Source organism: Geodermatophilus sp. SYSU D00525 (assembly GCF_054050475.1).
In genome coordinates this window covers 70,938-85,060 of sequence record NZ_JBJGZK010000018.1, presented here as the reverse complement: position 1 = coordinate 85,060, position 14,123 = coordinate 70,938, and the positions used below count along the sequence as shown (strand labels likewise).

Here is a 14,123-nt window from a genome sequence, read left to right as displayed (position 1 = left end):
CCCCCCCCCCCCCCCCCCCCCCCCCCCCCCCCCCCCCCCCCCCCCCCCCCCACCCGGGCCCCGCGGCCCCCCGCGCCCCCCCCCCCCCCCCCCCACGGGGAGTCCGGGCCGCCGCCGTCGTCGTCGCCCTTGCCGGACGGGGGAGGCGGGGGAGCGCCGCCGTCGCCGGGGCCGTCCGGGGGAGGGGGCGGGTCGTCGTCGGGGCGGCTGTCCTCGAGCGCCTGCTCGAGGGTGTCGTCGTCGAGGCCGGGAGCGTCGAACGGGTTGCGGCGCCGGCGGTGGGGGAGGGCCAGCCGGGCGGCGACGCGGACGTCGTCCTCGGTGACGGCGTCGCGGCCGGACCAGGCGGCGTGCGCGATCGCGGTGCGCGCGGTGACCAGGTCGGCGCGCAGCCCGTCGACGTCGAAGGCGGCGCACACCGCGGTCACCTGGCGCAGCGCGTCGTCGGAGAGGACGACGTGCGGCAGGCGGGCGCGGGCGCCGGCGATCCGCGCGGCCAGCTCGGCCTCCTCCACCTCCCACGCGGCCGCGAACCCGGCCGGGTCGGCGTCGTACGCGAACCGGCGGCGGACCACCTCGGCGCGCTCGGCCGGGTCCCGCGGGGCGGCGACCTCCACGGTGAGCCCGAACCGGTCGAGCAGCTGCGGGCGGAGCTCGCCCTCCTCGGGGTTCATGGTCCCGACCAGCAGGAACCGCGCCGCGTGCCGCACCGAGACACCCTCGCGCTCGACGTAGGCGGTGCCCAGGGCGGCGGCGTCGAGCAACAGGTCGACGAGGTGGTCGTGCAGCAGGTTGACCTCGTCGACGTAGAGCACGCCCCGGTGCGCGGCGGCCAGCAGGCCGGGCTCGAAGGCCTTCACGCCCTCGGTGAGCGCCCGCTCGAGGTCCAGCGACCCGACGACGCGGTCCTCCGACGCGCCCACCGGCAGCTCCACCAGCCGGGCCGGGCGGGTGGCGCCGGGCACGCCGAGGTCGTGCGGCCCGTCGGGGCAGGCCGGGTCGGGGGCGGCGGGGTCGCAGGCGAAGCGGCAGCCGGGCACGACGGCGACCGGCGGGAGGACGGCGGCCAGCGCGCGCACCGTCGTCGACTTGGCCGTGCCCTTCTCGCCGCGCACGAGCACGCCGCCGATGGCGGGGGAGACGGCGTTGAGCAGCAGGGCCAGCCGCATGTCGTCCATGCCGACGACGGCACCGAAGGGATACGTCATGCGGGTGCACGGGTCCTCTCCCCGGGTGTCCACGCCCGGAGGTGGCAGGAGGCGACGGCGGGAGTTCCTGACTCCCCGGCACCTCGCGGTCGAGGCCTCCGGGTCACAGTGGCGGGACCGCGCCGGAGTCGCACCGGGCTTCCTCCACTGCCGTCGCTGTGGCCCGGTCATGGAACCACGCGATCCGGCGGACCGGGAGGCCGGGCGGTGACTTGACGGATCGGAAAGAGACCGTCCACACTTTCCGACGTGGAAAACGACGCGATCGACCGCGACACCGCCGCCGCACAGCTCGCCGCGCTGCAGGCCGACCGGGAGGCGCTGGCCGACCGGGTCCTGCAGCCGTGGTGGTACGACGTCGCGCTCGGCCTGCTGCTGTTCGCCTTCCTGGCCAGCTACGCCCTCGACTCGCTGTGGGTGACCTTCCCGGCGCTCGTCCTGTTCGCCGCCGGCCTGGGCGCGCTGGTGGCGGCCTACCGGCGGACCACCGGGGTGTGGGTGAGCACGCCGCCGCGGGTGGCGGCGGCCTGGGGCGCGTTCGTCCTGGTGGTCCTCGTGCCGGCGTTCGTCCTGGCGGAGGGGTACGGCCGGCACTGGGTGATGGTGGTGGCCGGCGCGGTGCTCGGCGTCGCGGCCGGCGTGCTCAGCCGGGTGTGGGGCCGCCTGTGGGTGGCCGGGCTCCGGAGCGGGCTGTGACCGCGGTCGCGCCGCACTTCGACGCCGTCATCCACCCGCCGCCGCGGCTGCAGATCTGCGGGCTGCTGGCCGCCGTCGACACGATGGAGTTCGCCACCGTGCGCGACCGGGTCGGCGTGAGCGACTCGGTGCTGTCCAAGCACGTCAAGCAGCTGGAGGAGGCCGGGTACGTGGGGGTCAGCAAGGCGACCGTCGCGTCCCGCCAGCGCACCAGCCTGTCGCTGACCCGGGACGGGCGCCGGGCCTTCGAGGCGCACGTCGCCGAGCTGCGCCGCATCGCCGGTCTGTGAGGGCGCCCCACCCCGACCCGCGCGGACTCGCCGACGCCGCCCTCGTCCTCGCCGGAGCCGCGGTCGCCGGGTGGCTGCTCGGCCGCGTCGGCGTCCCCTCGGCCGCGCTGTTCGGCGGGCTGCTCGCCGGCCTGGTGCGCGGCCTGGCCGGGCGCGTGCCGCTCGACGTGCCGCGGCCCGCGGCGGCCGCGGCGCAGGCCGTCGTCGGCGTCTCGATCGGCGCGCTGGTCGACCCCGACACCCTGGCCGCGATCGGCGAGGAGTGGGCGCCGGTCCTCCTGGTCACCGTCGCCACGCTGCTGCTCACCGTCGGCGCCGGGCTGCTGCTGCGCCGCCAGCCCGGGATCAGCCCGGTGACCGGGGCGTTCGCGATGATCGCCGGCGGCGCGTCGGGCATCACCGCCATGGCCCGCGACCTCGGCGCCGACGACCGCATGGTCGCCGTCCTGCAGTACCTGCGGGTGCTGCTCATCGTCGTCGCGATGCCGGTCGTGGCGACGACGGTCTACGGCGCGGACCCCGGCGCCGGGGGCGCGGTCGCGGTGGAGGCCGGGCCCGGCTGGCCCGCCGGCCTGCTGTTCACCGCCGCCTGCGGCGTGGCGGGCGCGGTGCTGGCCCGGCTGGTGCACCTGCCGGTGCCGGCGCTGCTCGGGCCGCTGCTGGTGGCCGCCGCGGCCGACCTCGGCGGGCTCTCCGGCGGCGCCACCGTGCCCGGCCCGGTCGAGGCGGCGGCGTTCGTGCTCATCGGCCTGCAGGTGGGGCTGCGGTTCACCGTCGCGAGCCTGCGCACCGTGGGCCGGGCGCTGCTGCCGGCGCTGGCGGTGATCGTCGGCCTCGTCGTCGCGTGCGCCGGGCTGGGCGTCGTCCTCTCGGCGGCCACCGGCGTCAGCGAGCTCGACGCCTACCTCGCGACGACGCCCGGCGGCCTCTACGCCGTCCTCGCCACGGCCACCGGCACCGGCGCGGACGCGACCTTCGTGCTCGCCGTCCAGGTGCTGCGGCTGTTCGTGATGCTGCTCGCGGCGCCGCTCATCGCCCGCAGGCTGCGCCGCCGGCCGTCCTGACCGGTGGCACCGGGCGCCTACCCTCGACCGGGTGAGCCGTGCGCCGGAGGAGGAGACCGAGCTGTCCGACGTGGAGACTGCGGTCGTGGACGCCACCGCCGACGAGCAGGACGCCGTCCTGCTGTTCGTGGGCGGCCCGCTCGACGGGCGGGTGGAGATCCGCGCCGCCCGGCACGGCGCACCGCTGCCCACGGTCACCCACGTGCACCTGCACGGCGGGCCGAAGGTGGTCTCGCGCTACGACCTGCAGCCGCTGCCCGGCCAGGCCGGCGTCTACCACCTGCGGCAGCCACGGCCCCAGCCGCGCCACAGCGACTGAGCCGCGCTCACCAGCCCTGCGTGCGCCGGGCGGCGTCGACCACCCGGTCGAACAGCGCCCGGTCCAGCGCCGCGCCCTCCCGCCGCACCCGCGCGGGGTCCAGGGTCAGCAGCCGGTCCAGCCGCACCTCGCTCGGCCGGCCCCGGCCGTCCCAGGCGCCGGTGCCGACGTCCATCCAGCTGCGCCCGTACCGGGCCTCGTCGGCGGCGTCGCGGTCGTGGTCCTTGCTCGTCAGCATGAGGCCGAGCAGGTCCTCGCCGCGGCGGCCGACGACCAGCACCGGGCGGTCCTTGCCCCGGCCGTCGCCCTCGTCGAAGGGCACCCAGGCCCAGACGACCTCGCCCGGGTCGGGCCGGCCGTCGGCCCGCGGCCGGTAGCCGACGTCGATCCCCGCCGGCCGGGCGGCGGGCGGCGGCGCCGGGGCCGGGCGGCGCGCGGCGCGGCGGGCGGACGGCGTGGCGACGGTGCGCACGAGCGAGCGGACGGCGGCCACGAGGCGGCGCGGGCGGTCCATGGACAGGAACCGTACGGAGGCGCCAGCGGACACGCCGTCCCGTCTGCCTCGTTCGTCACACCGGTACCAATCCGCCCCGGTTCCGGTTACAGCGGGTCGATCGCGGGCACCATTGCGTCACGGGACGCCAGCACCGCGTCCCGGGAGAGGGGGCTCCCATGACCTCGGCCCAGCCTGTGATCCCCGCAGTCCCGCTGTCGCGGGAACCGCGCGCCAGCGTGCTCGCCGCGTTCCAGCTCGTCGAGGACGCCCGGTACCTCGGCACCGAGCGCCGGCCCCGGCGCAACCGGGTCCGCCGCGTGGCCCGGCGCGCCGTCGCCAGCCGGCGCCTGGCGCGGGACCTGCCCGTCTAGGCCCTCAGGCGACGCAGAACTCGTTGCCCTCCGGGTCGGCCATGGTCACCCAGGAGAACGGGCCCTGCGACGCCCGCCAGAGCTCGGTGGCGCCCATCCCGAGCAGTCGCGCCACCTCGGCCTCGCGCCGCTCGTCACCCACCCGCAGGTCCAGGTGCACGCGGTTCTTGGCCGACTTCGCCTCCGGCACGGCCTGGAACAGCACCCGCGGCCGGCCGGGGTCCGGCGAGGTGACGGCCGCGCCGGCGGCCCACACCAGGGCGCCGCGGTGCGTCGTCGTCTGGTCCTCGCGCGCGTGCCCGGCCTCGACCGTGCGCCGGATGAACGCCTCGTCCTGCGGCTCCACCTGCCAGCCCAGCGCCTCGGCCCACCAGTCGGCGAGCACGTGCGGCTCGGCGGCGTCGATCGTCACCTGGAAGTCGGTCGCCATGGCCGCAGCCTGGCAGGACGCGGTGACAGGACGGTCAGAGCTCCTGCGCCAGCCCCGCGCGGATGGTGGCGTCGTCGGGCAGCGGGGTCTCCAGCCCGCAGTGGTCGCGGATCATCGTGCCGAACGGCGGCAGGGCGCCGCGGTCGACCCGGCGGGCCGGGTCCCACAGGCCCGAGCGCATGACCGCCTTGGCGCAGTGCAGGTAGGCCCGCTGCACGGTCACCACCATCACCGAGCGCGGCTCCCGGCCGAACTCGGTGAGCTCGAGGTCGAGCGCGTCGGCGGGCAGCAGCTCGGCGGTGCCGAACACCTTGAGCGTCTCCTCGACGCCGGGGACGAAGAACAGCAGCGCCACCCGCGGGTTGACCGCCACCTTGCGCAGGCTGTCGAGCCGGTTGTTGCCCGGCCGGTCGGGCAGCACCAGCCGGTGCTCGTCGAGCACCTTGACGAAGCCCGGGTCGCCGCCGCGCGGGGAGACCTCCGGCCAGCCGTCGGCGTCGGCGGTCGAGAGGGTGAGGAACGGCGACAGACCGATCAGGGCCTGGCAGTGCACGTCGAGGTGGTCGATCTCCTTGTCCCGCACCAGCTGCGAGGGCGGGCGGTAGGAGGCGAGGACCGGGTCGGGCTGCACCCGTCGACGGTAGCCCCCGCTAGCGTCGCGCCGTGCCGGTCACGTGGAGCTCCCCGGTCCGTTTCGTCGAGTGCGACCAGCAGGGCGTCGTCTTCAACGCGCACTACCTCGTCTGGGCCGACGAGGCGTCGACCGCGTGGTGGGCGTCGATCGGGCTGCCGTGGGAGGAGATCGCCCCGCGGGTGGACCCGGTGGTCAAGGCCAGCGCGCTGGAGTGGTCGTCGTCGGCCCGCTGGGGCGACACGGTCGAGGTCGACGCGCAGGCCGAGCGGCTCGGGCGCACCAGCGTGACGGTGCGGTTCACCGTCCGCGTGGGGGAGCGGGTGTGCTGCGTCGTCCGCAACACCTACGTCGGCACCGCCGGCGGGGCGTCGACGCCGTGGCCCGACGACGTCCGCGAGCGCCTCGAGGCGGCGCTCGCCGGGGGCTGAGCCCACCGCCGGCCCGGGGCGTCGGTCGGCCGAGCTCCTCGACCAGCCCGACGACGACGCCGGCGGGCCCGCGGACGTAGCAGTACCGGTAGGCGTCCCCGAACCGCGCCACCTCGCCGACGAGCTCGGCGCCGTGGGGGCGCAGGCGGTCGAGCACGTCGTCGACGGCGTCGACGGCGGAGGTCAGGCGGGGGATGCCCGGGGTGTTGACCGGCTCCCTCGGCGCGGTGCCGGTCGCCACCGGCGTGTGGAACGCCGACAGCTCGAGCCGGCCGTGCCCGTCGGGGGTCCGCAGGACGACCATGTCCGCCCGCACGCCGTCGAGCCCGACGAGCCGGTCACCGACTCACCCTCGACCGTCGCGTCGCCCTCGCGCTCCGGGCCCAACTCGGCGAAGGACGCGACGGCGGCCGCGAGGTCCTCGACCACGAAGCCCACGTGGTCCATCCGGCGGATCGTGATGCGCCGGAACGCAGGGGACCGGGGGCCGTCCTGCCGGGGTCAGCGCGGGGTGAGCGCGTCCCCCGGCGGGAGCAGCGGCAGGCCGGCCGGTGGGCCCTCCTCCAGCAGCCGCCACAGCGCCCCGGTGTCGGCGTGCTCGGCCACCAGGTCGCCGAGGGCGTCGAGGCGCCGCTCTCGCACCGCGGCGAACGAGGTCTCCGGGGCCGGGACGAACCGACGGCCCGCCGCCCGCGCCACCTCGGTGAGGAACGCGCGGCGGAACCCGTCGTTCTCCAGCGCCCCGTGCCAGGTGGTGCCCCACACCGACCCGGCCCGGCCGCCGTCGAGGAACGGCTCGGCGTCGCCGGAGTAGGTCACGACGCCGTGGTGGATCTCGTAGCCGCGCACCGGGTGGCCCAGGGCCTCCCCGGACGGGCGGCCGAGCGTCTTCTCGCGCGCGAACCGGACGTCGGCCGGCAGCAGCCCCAGCCCGGGGACGGTGCCCGCCCGCGACTCGACGTCGTCGGTGATGGTGCGGGCGAGCATCTGGTGCCCGCCGCAGATGCCGAGCACCGGCCGGCCCTCGGCGGCGCGGCGGGCCACCGCGTCGGCCAGCCCGGTCGCGCGCAGCCAGCCGAGGTCGGACACCGTCGCGCGGCTGCCGGGCAGCACCAGCAGGTCGGCGTCGGCGGCCTCCTCGGGGCGGGTGACGAACCGGACGAGCACGCCGGGCTCGGTGGCCAGCGCGTCGACGTCGGTGGAGTTGGACAGCCGGGGCAGCCGGGCCACGGCCACCCGCAGCACCTCCTCGCCGTGCGGCGGGCCGGCGGTGAGGACGCCGGTGGGGATGCCGAGGGAGTCCTCGACGTCGAGCGCCGCGCCGGGCAGCCAGGGCAGGACGCCGAGCGTCGGCCGGCCGGTGAGCGCGGTGAGCTGCTCGAGGCCGGGCCGCAGCAGCCGGACGTCGCCGCGGAACTTGTTGACCAGGAACCCGGCCACCAGCCGCTGGTCGGCCGGCGGCATGAGCGCGACGGTGCCGTAGAGGGAGGGGAAGACCCCGCCGCGGTCGATGTCGCCGACGACGACCACCGGCAACCCCGCGGCGGTGGCCAGGCCCATGTTGGCGATGTCGTCGGCGCGCAGGTTGATCTCGGTGGGGGAGCCGGCGCCCTCGCAGACGACGACGTCGAAGCGGTCGCGCAGGTCGGCCAGGCAGGCCAGCGCCTGCTCCAGCAGCGCCGCCTTCATCGGCCGGTAGGACAGCGCCGTGACGTCGGCGACCGGCCGGCCGAGCACCACCACCTGGCTGGCGTCCTCGCCGCCGGGCTTGAGCAGCACCGGGTTCATCGCCGCCTCGGGCTCGACCCGCGCCGCCGCGGCCTGCATGACCTGCGCCCGCCCGATCTCGGCGCCGTCGGCGGTGACCACCGAGTTGTTGCTCATGTTCTGCGCCTTGAACGGCGCGACCCGCACGTCCTGGCGGGCCAGCCAGCGGCAGATGCCCGCCGTGACGACGGACTTGCCGGCGTCCGACGTCGTCCCGGCGACCAGCAGCGCCCCGCTCACGCGGCCGGGCGCGGGCTGCCCCAGCCCGCCTTCTCCTGCCCGGACATCCCGGCGATCGTCTCCATGATCCGGTCGGTGACCTCGCGGCGGGCCCGGCCGTTGCGCGCCTGGCCGGCGTACTCGGGGAAGGTCATCGGCTCGCCGAACTCGATCGAGAAGCGGTGCGGCCGCGGCCAGCGGGCGCCGACCGGCTGGACCCGGTCGGTGCCGACGACGGCGACGGGCACCACCGGGCAGTCGGCGGTGAGGGCGAGCCACGCGACGCCGGTCTTGCCGCGCGCGAGCCGGCCGTCGCGGGAGCGGGTGCCCTCGGGGTAGATGCCGAAGCCCTCGCCGGCACGCAGCACGCCGAGGGCGGTGTCGAGCGCCTCCTGCGCCGCGCGGGAGGCCTTGCGCTCCACGGGCATCGCGCCCAGCGCCGTGAACAGGGTGCGGGTGAACCAGCCACCCGGACCGCGGCCGGTGAAGTACTCGTCCTTGGCCAGGTAGCGGACCCGGCGCGGTGCGGACAGCGGGATGACCATGCTGTCGATGAACGACAGGTGGTTGCTGGCGATGATGAACGCGCCGGTGGCCGGCACGTGCTGCCGCCCGGTGACCCGCGGCCGGAACACGACCCGGAACAGCGGCCGCAGCAGGAACCGCGCGAGCAGGTAGAACACGCCGTCCGCCCCCTCCCAGGACCGGGGCCGGCGTCTGCCCGCCGGCCCGGACCCCGGGCATCCTCCCCTGTCGCCCGCGCGGTCCGGGAGGCAGGGCCGCGCGGGCGGGGGTCAGCGCTCGACGTGTCCCGGGGGCGGGCAGGCGTCGCGCAGGATCGCGCGCACCTCGGGCGCCAGGGGGCGTGCTCCCGAGGCGGAGGCGACGAGGTCGAGGGCGACGTCGCGGACCTTGCGGTGGACGTGGCTGGAGATGTGCGCCAGCAGGTCGAAGGCCACCTGGTCGCCGCACCCGGTGAGGAGCATGAGCACGCCCTTGGCCTGCTCGATCGGCGCCCGGCTGGCCATCGCGGTGCGCAGCTGGGCCACCTCGGTCTCCAGCGCCGCGACGCGTTCCTCGGCCGACGGCACCGCCGGCTGCGGGGCCTCGACCATCAGGCCCTCGACCGCGATCACCCGGCCGTCGTCGTCCGTCCGCGGCTCGCCGAGGAAGACCACGGGCCGGTGGCTGTCGCCGGACCGCAGCCGCACCTGCAGGCAGAAGGCCTGCGCCCCGGTGACCGCCGCGGAGAGCGCGTCGATGGTCCGCGCCCGGTCGTCGGGGTGCTGTGCGGCGACGAGCACCTCGGTGGAGGGGCCGGGGCCGCCGTCGGCGAGGCCGTGCAGGGCGGCCATCTCCGCCGACCACCACCAGTCCCCGCTGGCGCGCTCGTAGCGCCACCGGCCGGCGACGGCGGGGCGCCGCCGGGGGAGCGGCGGAGGGGGGGCCGGCCGGGCGGCCGGTGGGTGGTGTCTGGGGGCGACACGCGACTGGGTCGACGTCATGGCGGGCTCCGGGGGAGACACGCGCCGGGCGTGGCCCGGCAAGAGCGCCGCGCAGCCGGCTGTTCGACCATCTGCGGAACGCCGGGGGACATCCCGGCCGCTCGGGGACCTCCATGACGGTAGTCCCCCGGAGCCGGGGGCGCACGGTCACCGGACGGCCGGGATCTGGTATGTGTCACACCACCGTGAGGGGCCGCGCCGGATGGCGCACCACCGGATCGCTGCGCAGCGCGCCGTCCACGGCGGCGAGGGTGGCGACGGCGCTGCGCAGGTCCGCGGCGGGCAGGGTGAACGGCACCCGCAGGCGGTCGTCGAAGGCGGTGCCGGTGCCGAACGCGCGGCCCTCGGCGAGCAGCAGCCCGAGCGGGGCGGCGGCCGCCGCCAGCGCGGCGGAGCTGCTGCCCGGCGGCAGCGCGCACCAGACCGACAGGCCGCCGCGCGGGGGCGTCGCGGTCCAGGCCGGGAGGCGGCCCGCCAGCTCGGCCAGCAGCACCTGCCGGCGCTCGCGCAGCAGCGCCCGCCGCTGCTCGAGGACGGCGTCGAGGTCGCGCACCAGGGCCGCCGCGGCCAGCTGGTCGAGCAGGCCCACCGAGAGCTGGCGGCGGCCCAGCGCGGCGCCGAGCGACGCGGCGAGGGCGGCGTCGGTCCGCAGCCAGCCGACCCGCAGGCCGCCCCACACCGCCTTGGACAGCCCGCCGACGGTGATCGTCGCGGCGTCGGGCAGGCCTGCGGCGTACGGGGGCAGCGGCCCGTCGTCGAGGTGCAGCTCCGCGGTGACCTCGTCGACGACGGTCAGCACGCCCTGCTGCCACAGCGTCGCGGCCAGGCGGCGGCGCCCGGCGGCGGACAGGCGGGCGCCGCTGGGGTTGGAGAAGTCGGGCATGAGGAAGGCCATCCGCGGGCTGCTCTGCCGGACGGCGATGTGCGCGGCGCCGACGACCGCGTCGGGGTCGGCGGCGTCCACGGCCACCGGGACGCACCGGCCGCCGGCGGTGGTGACCAGGCCCAGGGCCCCCGGGTAGGTGGGGTGCTCGACCAGCACCCGGTCGCCGGGCTGCAGCAGCGTCTCGAACACCAGCGCGGTCGCGTCGCCGGTGCCCGCGGTGACCACCACCTGGTCGGGGTCGGTGGGCAGGCCGCGGGCGGTGTACCGGTCGGCGACCGCCGCCCGCAGCTCCAGGAGCCCGCCCGGCGCGTAGCCGTGACCGGCGGCGACGGCGGGCAGCCGCTCGAGCGCCTGCCGGTAGGCGGGCAGCAGCTGGGGTGCCGCCTCGGGCGCGGCGTGGGCGAGGTCGAGCAGGGCCGGATCGGTGGTCGGGGCGGTCCACACCGGGTCGGCCGGGGGTGCCTCGACGACGGTGCCCGCGCCGTGCCGGGTGCTCGCGTGCCCCTCCTCGCGCAGCAGCCGGTAGGCCGAGGCGACGGTCACCCGGCTGACCGCCAGCGCCGCCGCGAGGTCGCGCTCGGCCGGCAGGCGGGTACCCGGCGCGAGCTGCCCGAGCGCGGCCAGCTCGCGGATGCGACGGGCCAGCGCGGCGTACCGCGGGCCCGCCAGGTCGCCGAGTGGCCCGACCAGTCCGGCCAGCTCGGGAGCGGTGGACTGCTCGATGCTCGGTGGCATGCAGGCCACCATGCCGGATTGGACCGCTTCCGTCCAGGCCGGATGGTGCCACTGTCCTGTGCATGACTCCTGGTGCCGTCCTCGTCCTGCTGTTCCTGCTGGCCCTGGCCGCCCTGGCGGTGGCCACGCTGGTGGTCGCCGTCCGCGGCGGCCGCGGCCCGGCCGACCCGCCGGCCAGCCACCCCCGGGTCGACCCGTCCGGCTTCCCCGTGCCGTCGGCGCCGCGCGGTGCGCTCCACGGGCGCGGGCCGCGGACCCGGGCCCCTCAGCGGCCGCGGGCCGCCCTGCTCAGCGCCGCGAGGGCCGCGGCGGCCAGCCACACCGCGCGCGACAGGCGCACCGCCCGGGCGACGTCCCTGCCGGCCGGCGCCGTCCCGTCGCCGAGCACCGGCCGGTCCTCCACCCGGCTGCCGTAGACGTTGCGCCCGCCCAGCCGCAGTCCCAGGGCGCCGGCCGCCGCGGCCTCGCAGCGGCCGGCGTTGGGGCTCGGGTGGGCGGCGCCGTCGCGGCGCCACACCCGCAGCGCCCCGCGCGCCGACCCGCCGGCCGACCGGGCGCAGGCCACGGTCAGCGCCGCGGTGAGCCGGGCGGGCAGCCAGTTGGCGGCGTCGTCGGCGCGGGCGGCGGCCCAGCCGAACCGGGCGTACCGCGGGGAGCGGTGGCCGACCATCGCGTCGAGGGTGTTGACCGCGCGGTAGCCGAGCAGCCCGGGCAGCCCGGCCAGCGCGCCCCACACCAGCGGCGCGACGGCGGCGTCGGAGGTGTTCTCCGCGACCGACTCGACCGTGGCCCGGGCCAGCTCCGCCTCGTCGAGGGCCGAGGGGTCCCGCCCGGCGAGCGTGGGCAGCAGCGCCCGGGCCGCGGGCAGGTCGCCCGCCTCCAGCGCGCCGGCCATCGCCGTCGCCGCCCGGCCCAGCGAGGTGCCGCCCAGCACCGCCCACGTGGCGGCGGCGACGGCGGCCGTGCGCACCGCCGGCCGGCCGCGGGTGGCGTGGTCGACGGCCGCCCCCAGCCCCGCCGCGCCCGCGACGAGGACCGCCGCGTACCCCGCACCCGCCGCGCGGGAGTCCCGCCAGGCCCGCCGCTCCAGCGCCGCGGCGACCGTGCCGAACCCGGCCACCGGGTGACGTCGCGCGGGATCGGCCAGCAGCAGGTCGGCGGCCGCGCCGAGCGCCAGGCCGACGGCGGTGGGGAGGTCTCGGCGGCTGCGGCCTCGGCGGTGGAGCACGGCGCCCATCCTGCCGAGGGCGCTTCCTAGGATCGCGGCCATGCGCCTGCCCGGCCGTTACGACGGCGTCGCCCGGCCGATCGTCACCTACGGCAGCAACGAGGTGCTGCACCGCCCGACCGCCCCGGTCACCGAGTTCGACGAGCGGCTGCGCCGGCTGGTCCTCGACATGTTCGCCTCGATGCGCGAGGCCGACGGGGTGGGGCTGGCGGCCAACCAGATCGGCGTCGACGCGCGGGTGTTCGTCATCGACTGCCCCGACGCCGACGGGGAGGACGTCGTCGGCTACGCGGTGAACCCGCGGCTCACGCTGCTCGAGCCGGTCGGCGACGAGCCGGCCGAGGAGGTCACCGAGGAGGGCTGCCTGTCGGTGCCCGGCCCCTACGCCGAGCTCGCCCGCGCCTTCCGCGCCCGGGTGGACGGCGTCGACGTGAAGGGGGCGCCGGTCTCCATCGAGGCCACCGGCATGGCCGCGCGCTGCCTGCAGCACGAGGTGGACCACCTCGACGGCGTCGTCTACGTGGACCGGCTGCCCGAGGAGCTGCGCGAGCGGCTGCTCGCCGAGGCCGCCGGCCCCGAGGGCGAGCTGCCGGCGTGAGCGGGGTCGCGGAGGCGGTGGAGGAGGCCGGGACGACCCCGATCGTCGTCGTGGGGATCGGCGCGGACGGCTGGGACGGGCTGGCCCCGACCTCGCGGGCGGAGGTCGAGCGGGCCGAGGTGCTGCTCGGCAGCTCCCGCCAGCTCGACCTGGTCCCGCCGGAGGTGGCCGCCCAACGGGTGCCCTGGCCCTCGCCGCTCACCGAGGCGCTGCCCGGGCTGGTCGAGGCGCATGCCGGCCGCGCACTGGTGGTCCTGGCCAGCGGTGACCCGATGCTGTCGGGCATCGGCACCACGCTGACCCGCCTGCTGGGCGCCGGGCGGGTGCGGGTGCTGCCGGCGCCGTCGTCGGTGTCGCTGGCCTGCGCCCGGCTGGGCTGGGCGGTCGAGGACACCGAGGTGGTCACGCTGGTCGGCCGGCCGATCGAGCTGCTGCACCCGCACGTGCAGCCCGGCCGGCGGCTGCTGGTGCTCGGGTCCGACGGCGAGACGCCGGCGCAGGTGGCGCGGCTGCTGTCCGATCGCGGCTACGGGCAGAGCCTGGTCACCGTGCTCGGCGGGCTGGGCGGCCCGGACGAGGAGGTGCGCACGGGTACCGCGGCCACCTGGTCGCAGCCGGCGCCGGCGCTGGTCGTCACCGCCGTCGAGTGCCGGGCCGACCGCGGCACCGCGCCGCTGCCGACCACCCCCGGCCTGCCCGACGGCGCCTACGAGTCCGACGGGCAGCTGACCAGGTCCGAGGTCCGGGCGGTCACCCTCGCCCGGCTGGCCGCCGTCCCCGGTCAGCTGCTGTGGGACGTCGGGGCCGGCGCCGGGTCGATCGGCATCGAGTGGATGCGCGCCCACCCGACCTGCCGCGCCGTCGCGGTGGAGGCCTCGGCCGAGCGGGCCGAGCGGATCGCCCGCAACGCCGGCCGCCTCGGCGTCCCGTACCTCCGGGTGGTGCACGGGCACGCGCCGGACGTCCTCTCCCGGCTGGGCGCCCCCGACGCGGTGTTCATCGGCGGCGGCCTCACCACGCCGCTGCTGGTGGAGACCTGCTGGGACGCGCTGCCGGTCGGCGGCCGCCTGGTGGCCAACGCGGTCACGGTGGAGAGCGAGGCGGTGCTCGCCCAGTGGCACGCGCGGGTCGGCGGGGAGCTGGTGCGGGTGGAGGTGCAGCGCGCCGAGCCGGTCGGGTCGTTCACCGGCTGGAAGCCCGCGATGCCCGTGACGATCTGGTCGGTGACCCGGTGGTGAGCAGCCATTAG

General features: G+C 77.8%; 17 protein-coding genes, 1 pseudogene and 1 riboswitch. Of the genes and pseudogenes, 8 read left to right on the top strand and 10 right to left on the bottom strand.

Annotated features, from left to right (window positions below; translation table 11 throughout):
* The coding region (locus tag ACI796_RS15700) for an ATP-binding protein (protein ID WP_456942159.1) at positions 1-1,208 on the bottom strand (1,208 nt) is incomplete at its 3' end.
* Positions 1,209-1,269: 61 nt separating this feature from the next.
* Positions 1,270-1,353, bottom strand: a riboswitch (cobalamin riboswitch).
* Positions 1,354-1,457: 104 nt separating this feature from the next.
* Between ACI796_RS15700 and ACI796_RS15695 the strand changes: the two genes are divergently transcribed.
* From ACI796_RS15695 to ACI796_RS15680, 4 genes are read left to right on the top strand one after another with little or no spacing between them, the layout of a single operon-like run.
* On the top strand, positions 1,458-1,904 hold the full coding sequence (locus tag ACI796_RS15695; protein WP_456942158.1) for a hypothetical protein: 447 nt from the start codon (positions 1,458-1,460) through the stop codon (positions 1,902-1,904).
* Entirely contained in the window at positions 1,901-2,194 is a 294-nt protein-coding gene (locus ACI796_RS15690) for a transcriptional regulator (RefSeq protein ID WP_456942157.1), read from the top strand. Before ACI796_RS15695 ends, ACI796_RS15690 begins: the two co-directional genes overlap by 4 nt.
* A complete protein-coding gene (locus tag ACI796_RS15685; RefSeq protein ID WP_456942156.1) occupies positions 2,191-3,258 on the top strand; it encodes an AbrB family transcriptional regulator in 1,068 nt (355 codons plus the stop codon). The genes ACI796_RS15690 and ACI796_RS15685 overlap by 4 nt, the downstream gene beginning before the upstream one ends.
* 31 nt (positions 3,259-3,289) lie before the next feature.
* Complete coding sequence (locus ACI796_RS15680; protein WP_456942155.1) at positions 3,290-3,577, top strand: hypothetical protein; 288 nt, start codon at positions 3,290-3,292, stop codon at positions 3,575-3,577.
* Positions 3,578-3,584: 7 nt separating this feature from the next.
* Here ACI796_RS15680 and ACI796_RS15675 read toward each other — a convergent pair whose 3' ends face one another.
* The gene (locus ACI796_RS15675) at positions 3,585-4,091 is read right to left on the bottom strand and encodes a type II toxin-antitoxin system PemK/MazF family toxin (protein WP_456942154.1); all 507 of its coding nucleotides are present in this window, start codon (positions 4,089-4,091) and stop codon (positions 3,585-3,587) included.
* 158 nt (positions 4,092-4,249) lie between these two features.
* Between ACI796_RS15675 and ACI796_RS15670 the strand changes: the two genes are divergently transcribed.
* Complete coding sequence (locus tag ACI796_RS15670) at positions 4,250-4,444, top strand: hypothetical protein (RefSeq protein WP_456942153.1); 195 nt, start codon at positions 4,250-4,252, stop codon at positions 4,442-4,444.
* Between the two features lie 4 nt (positions 4,445-4,448).
* Here the strand turns inward: ACI796_RS15670 and ACI796_RS15665 are convergent, their stop codons facing one another.
* The gene (locus ACI796_RS15665; protein WP_456942152.1) at positions 4,449-4,874 is read right to left on the bottom strand and encodes a VOC family protein; all 426 of its coding nucleotides are present in this window, start codon (positions 4,872-4,874) and stop codon (positions 4,449-4,451) included.
* Positions 4,875-4,908: 34 nt separating this feature from the next.
* Positions 4,909-5,505: an MSMEG_1061 family FMN-dependent PPOX-type flavoprotein gene (locus ACI796_RS15660; RefSeq protein WP_456942151.1), complete on the bottom strand. Its 597-nt coding sequence runs from the start codon at positions 5,503-5,505 to the stop codon at positions 4,909-4,911.
* A gap of 32 nt (positions 5,506-5,537) precedes the next feature.
* On the opposite strand from ACI796_RS15660, the gene ACI796_RS15655 reads away from it, so the two are divergent.
* Positions 5,538-5,936: an acyl-CoA thioesterase gene (locus tag ACI796_RS15655; RefSeq protein ID WP_456942150.1), complete on the top strand. Its 399-nt coding sequence runs from the start codon at positions 5,538-5,540 to the stop codon at positions 5,934-5,936.
* A 61-nt stretch (positions 5,937-5,997) separates the two neighbouring features.
* Here the strand turns inward: ACI796_RS15655 and ACI796_RS15650 are convergent.
* The 6 genes and pseudogenes from ACI796_RS15650 to ACI796_RS15625 all read right to left on the bottom strand — a co-directional run.
* A pseudogene (locus ACI796_RS15650) lies at positions 5,998-6,240 on the bottom strand (VOC family protein); the annotation flags it as partial.
* 197 nt (positions 6,241-6,437) lie between these two features.
* Positions 6,438-7,943, bottom strand: coding sequence for a cobyric acid synthase (locus ACI796_RS15645; protein WP_456942149.1), 1,506 nt, complete (start codon positions 7,941-7,943; stop codon positions 6,438-6,440).
* Positions 7,940-8,605 carry a lysophospholipid acyltransferase family protein gene (locus ACI796_RS15640; protein WP_456942148.1) on the bottom strand — a complete coding sequence of 222 codons (666 nt, stop codon included), beginning with the start codon at positions 8,603-8,605 and terminating at the stop codon, positions 7,940-7,942. Before ACI796_RS15640 ends, ACI796_RS15645 begins: the two co-directional genes overlap by 4 nt.
* A 111-nt stretch (positions 8,606-8,716) precedes the next feature.
* Positions 8,717-9,277: an ANTAR domain-containing protein gene (locus ACI796_RS15635; protein ID WP_456942147.1), complete on the bottom strand. Its 561-nt coding sequence runs from the start codon at positions 9,275-9,277 to the stop codon at positions 8,717-8,719.
* 325 nt (positions 9,278-9,602) lie between these two features.
* On the bottom strand, positions 9,603-11,048 hold the full coding sequence (locus tag ACI796_RS15630) for an aminotransferase-like domain-containing protein (RefSeq protein WP_456942146.1): 1,446 nt from the start codon (positions 11,046-11,048) through the stop codon (positions 9,603-9,605).
* A gap of 265 nt (positions 11,049-11,313) precedes the next feature.
* Positions 11,314-12,276 (bottom strand): cobalamin biosynthesis protein, encoded by a 963-nt coding sequence (locus tag ACI796_RS15625; RefSeq protein WP_456942145.1) that lies wholly within the window; start codon positions 12,274-12,276, stop codon positions 11,314-11,316.
* Between the two features lie 40 nt (positions 12,277-12,316).
* Between ACI796_RS15625 and def the strand changes: the two genes are divergently transcribed.
* Together def and cbiE are read left to right on the top strand one after the other, a co-directional pair.
* Complete coding sequence (gene def / locus ACI796_RS15620) at positions 12,317-12,874, top strand: peptide deformylase (RefSeq protein WP_456942144.1); 558 nt, start codon at positions 12,317-12,319, stop codon at positions 12,872-12,874.
* On the top strand, positions 12,871-14,112 hold the full coding sequence (cbiE, locus tag ACI796_RS15615; RefSeq protein WP_456942143.1) for a precorrin-6y C5,15-methyltransferase (decarboxylating) subunit CbiE: 1,242 nt from the start codon (positions 12,871-12,873) through the stop codon (positions 14,110-14,112). The genes def and cbiE overlap by 4 nt, the downstream gene beginning before the upstream one ends.
* Positions 14,113-14,123 lie beyond the last annotated feature (11 nt).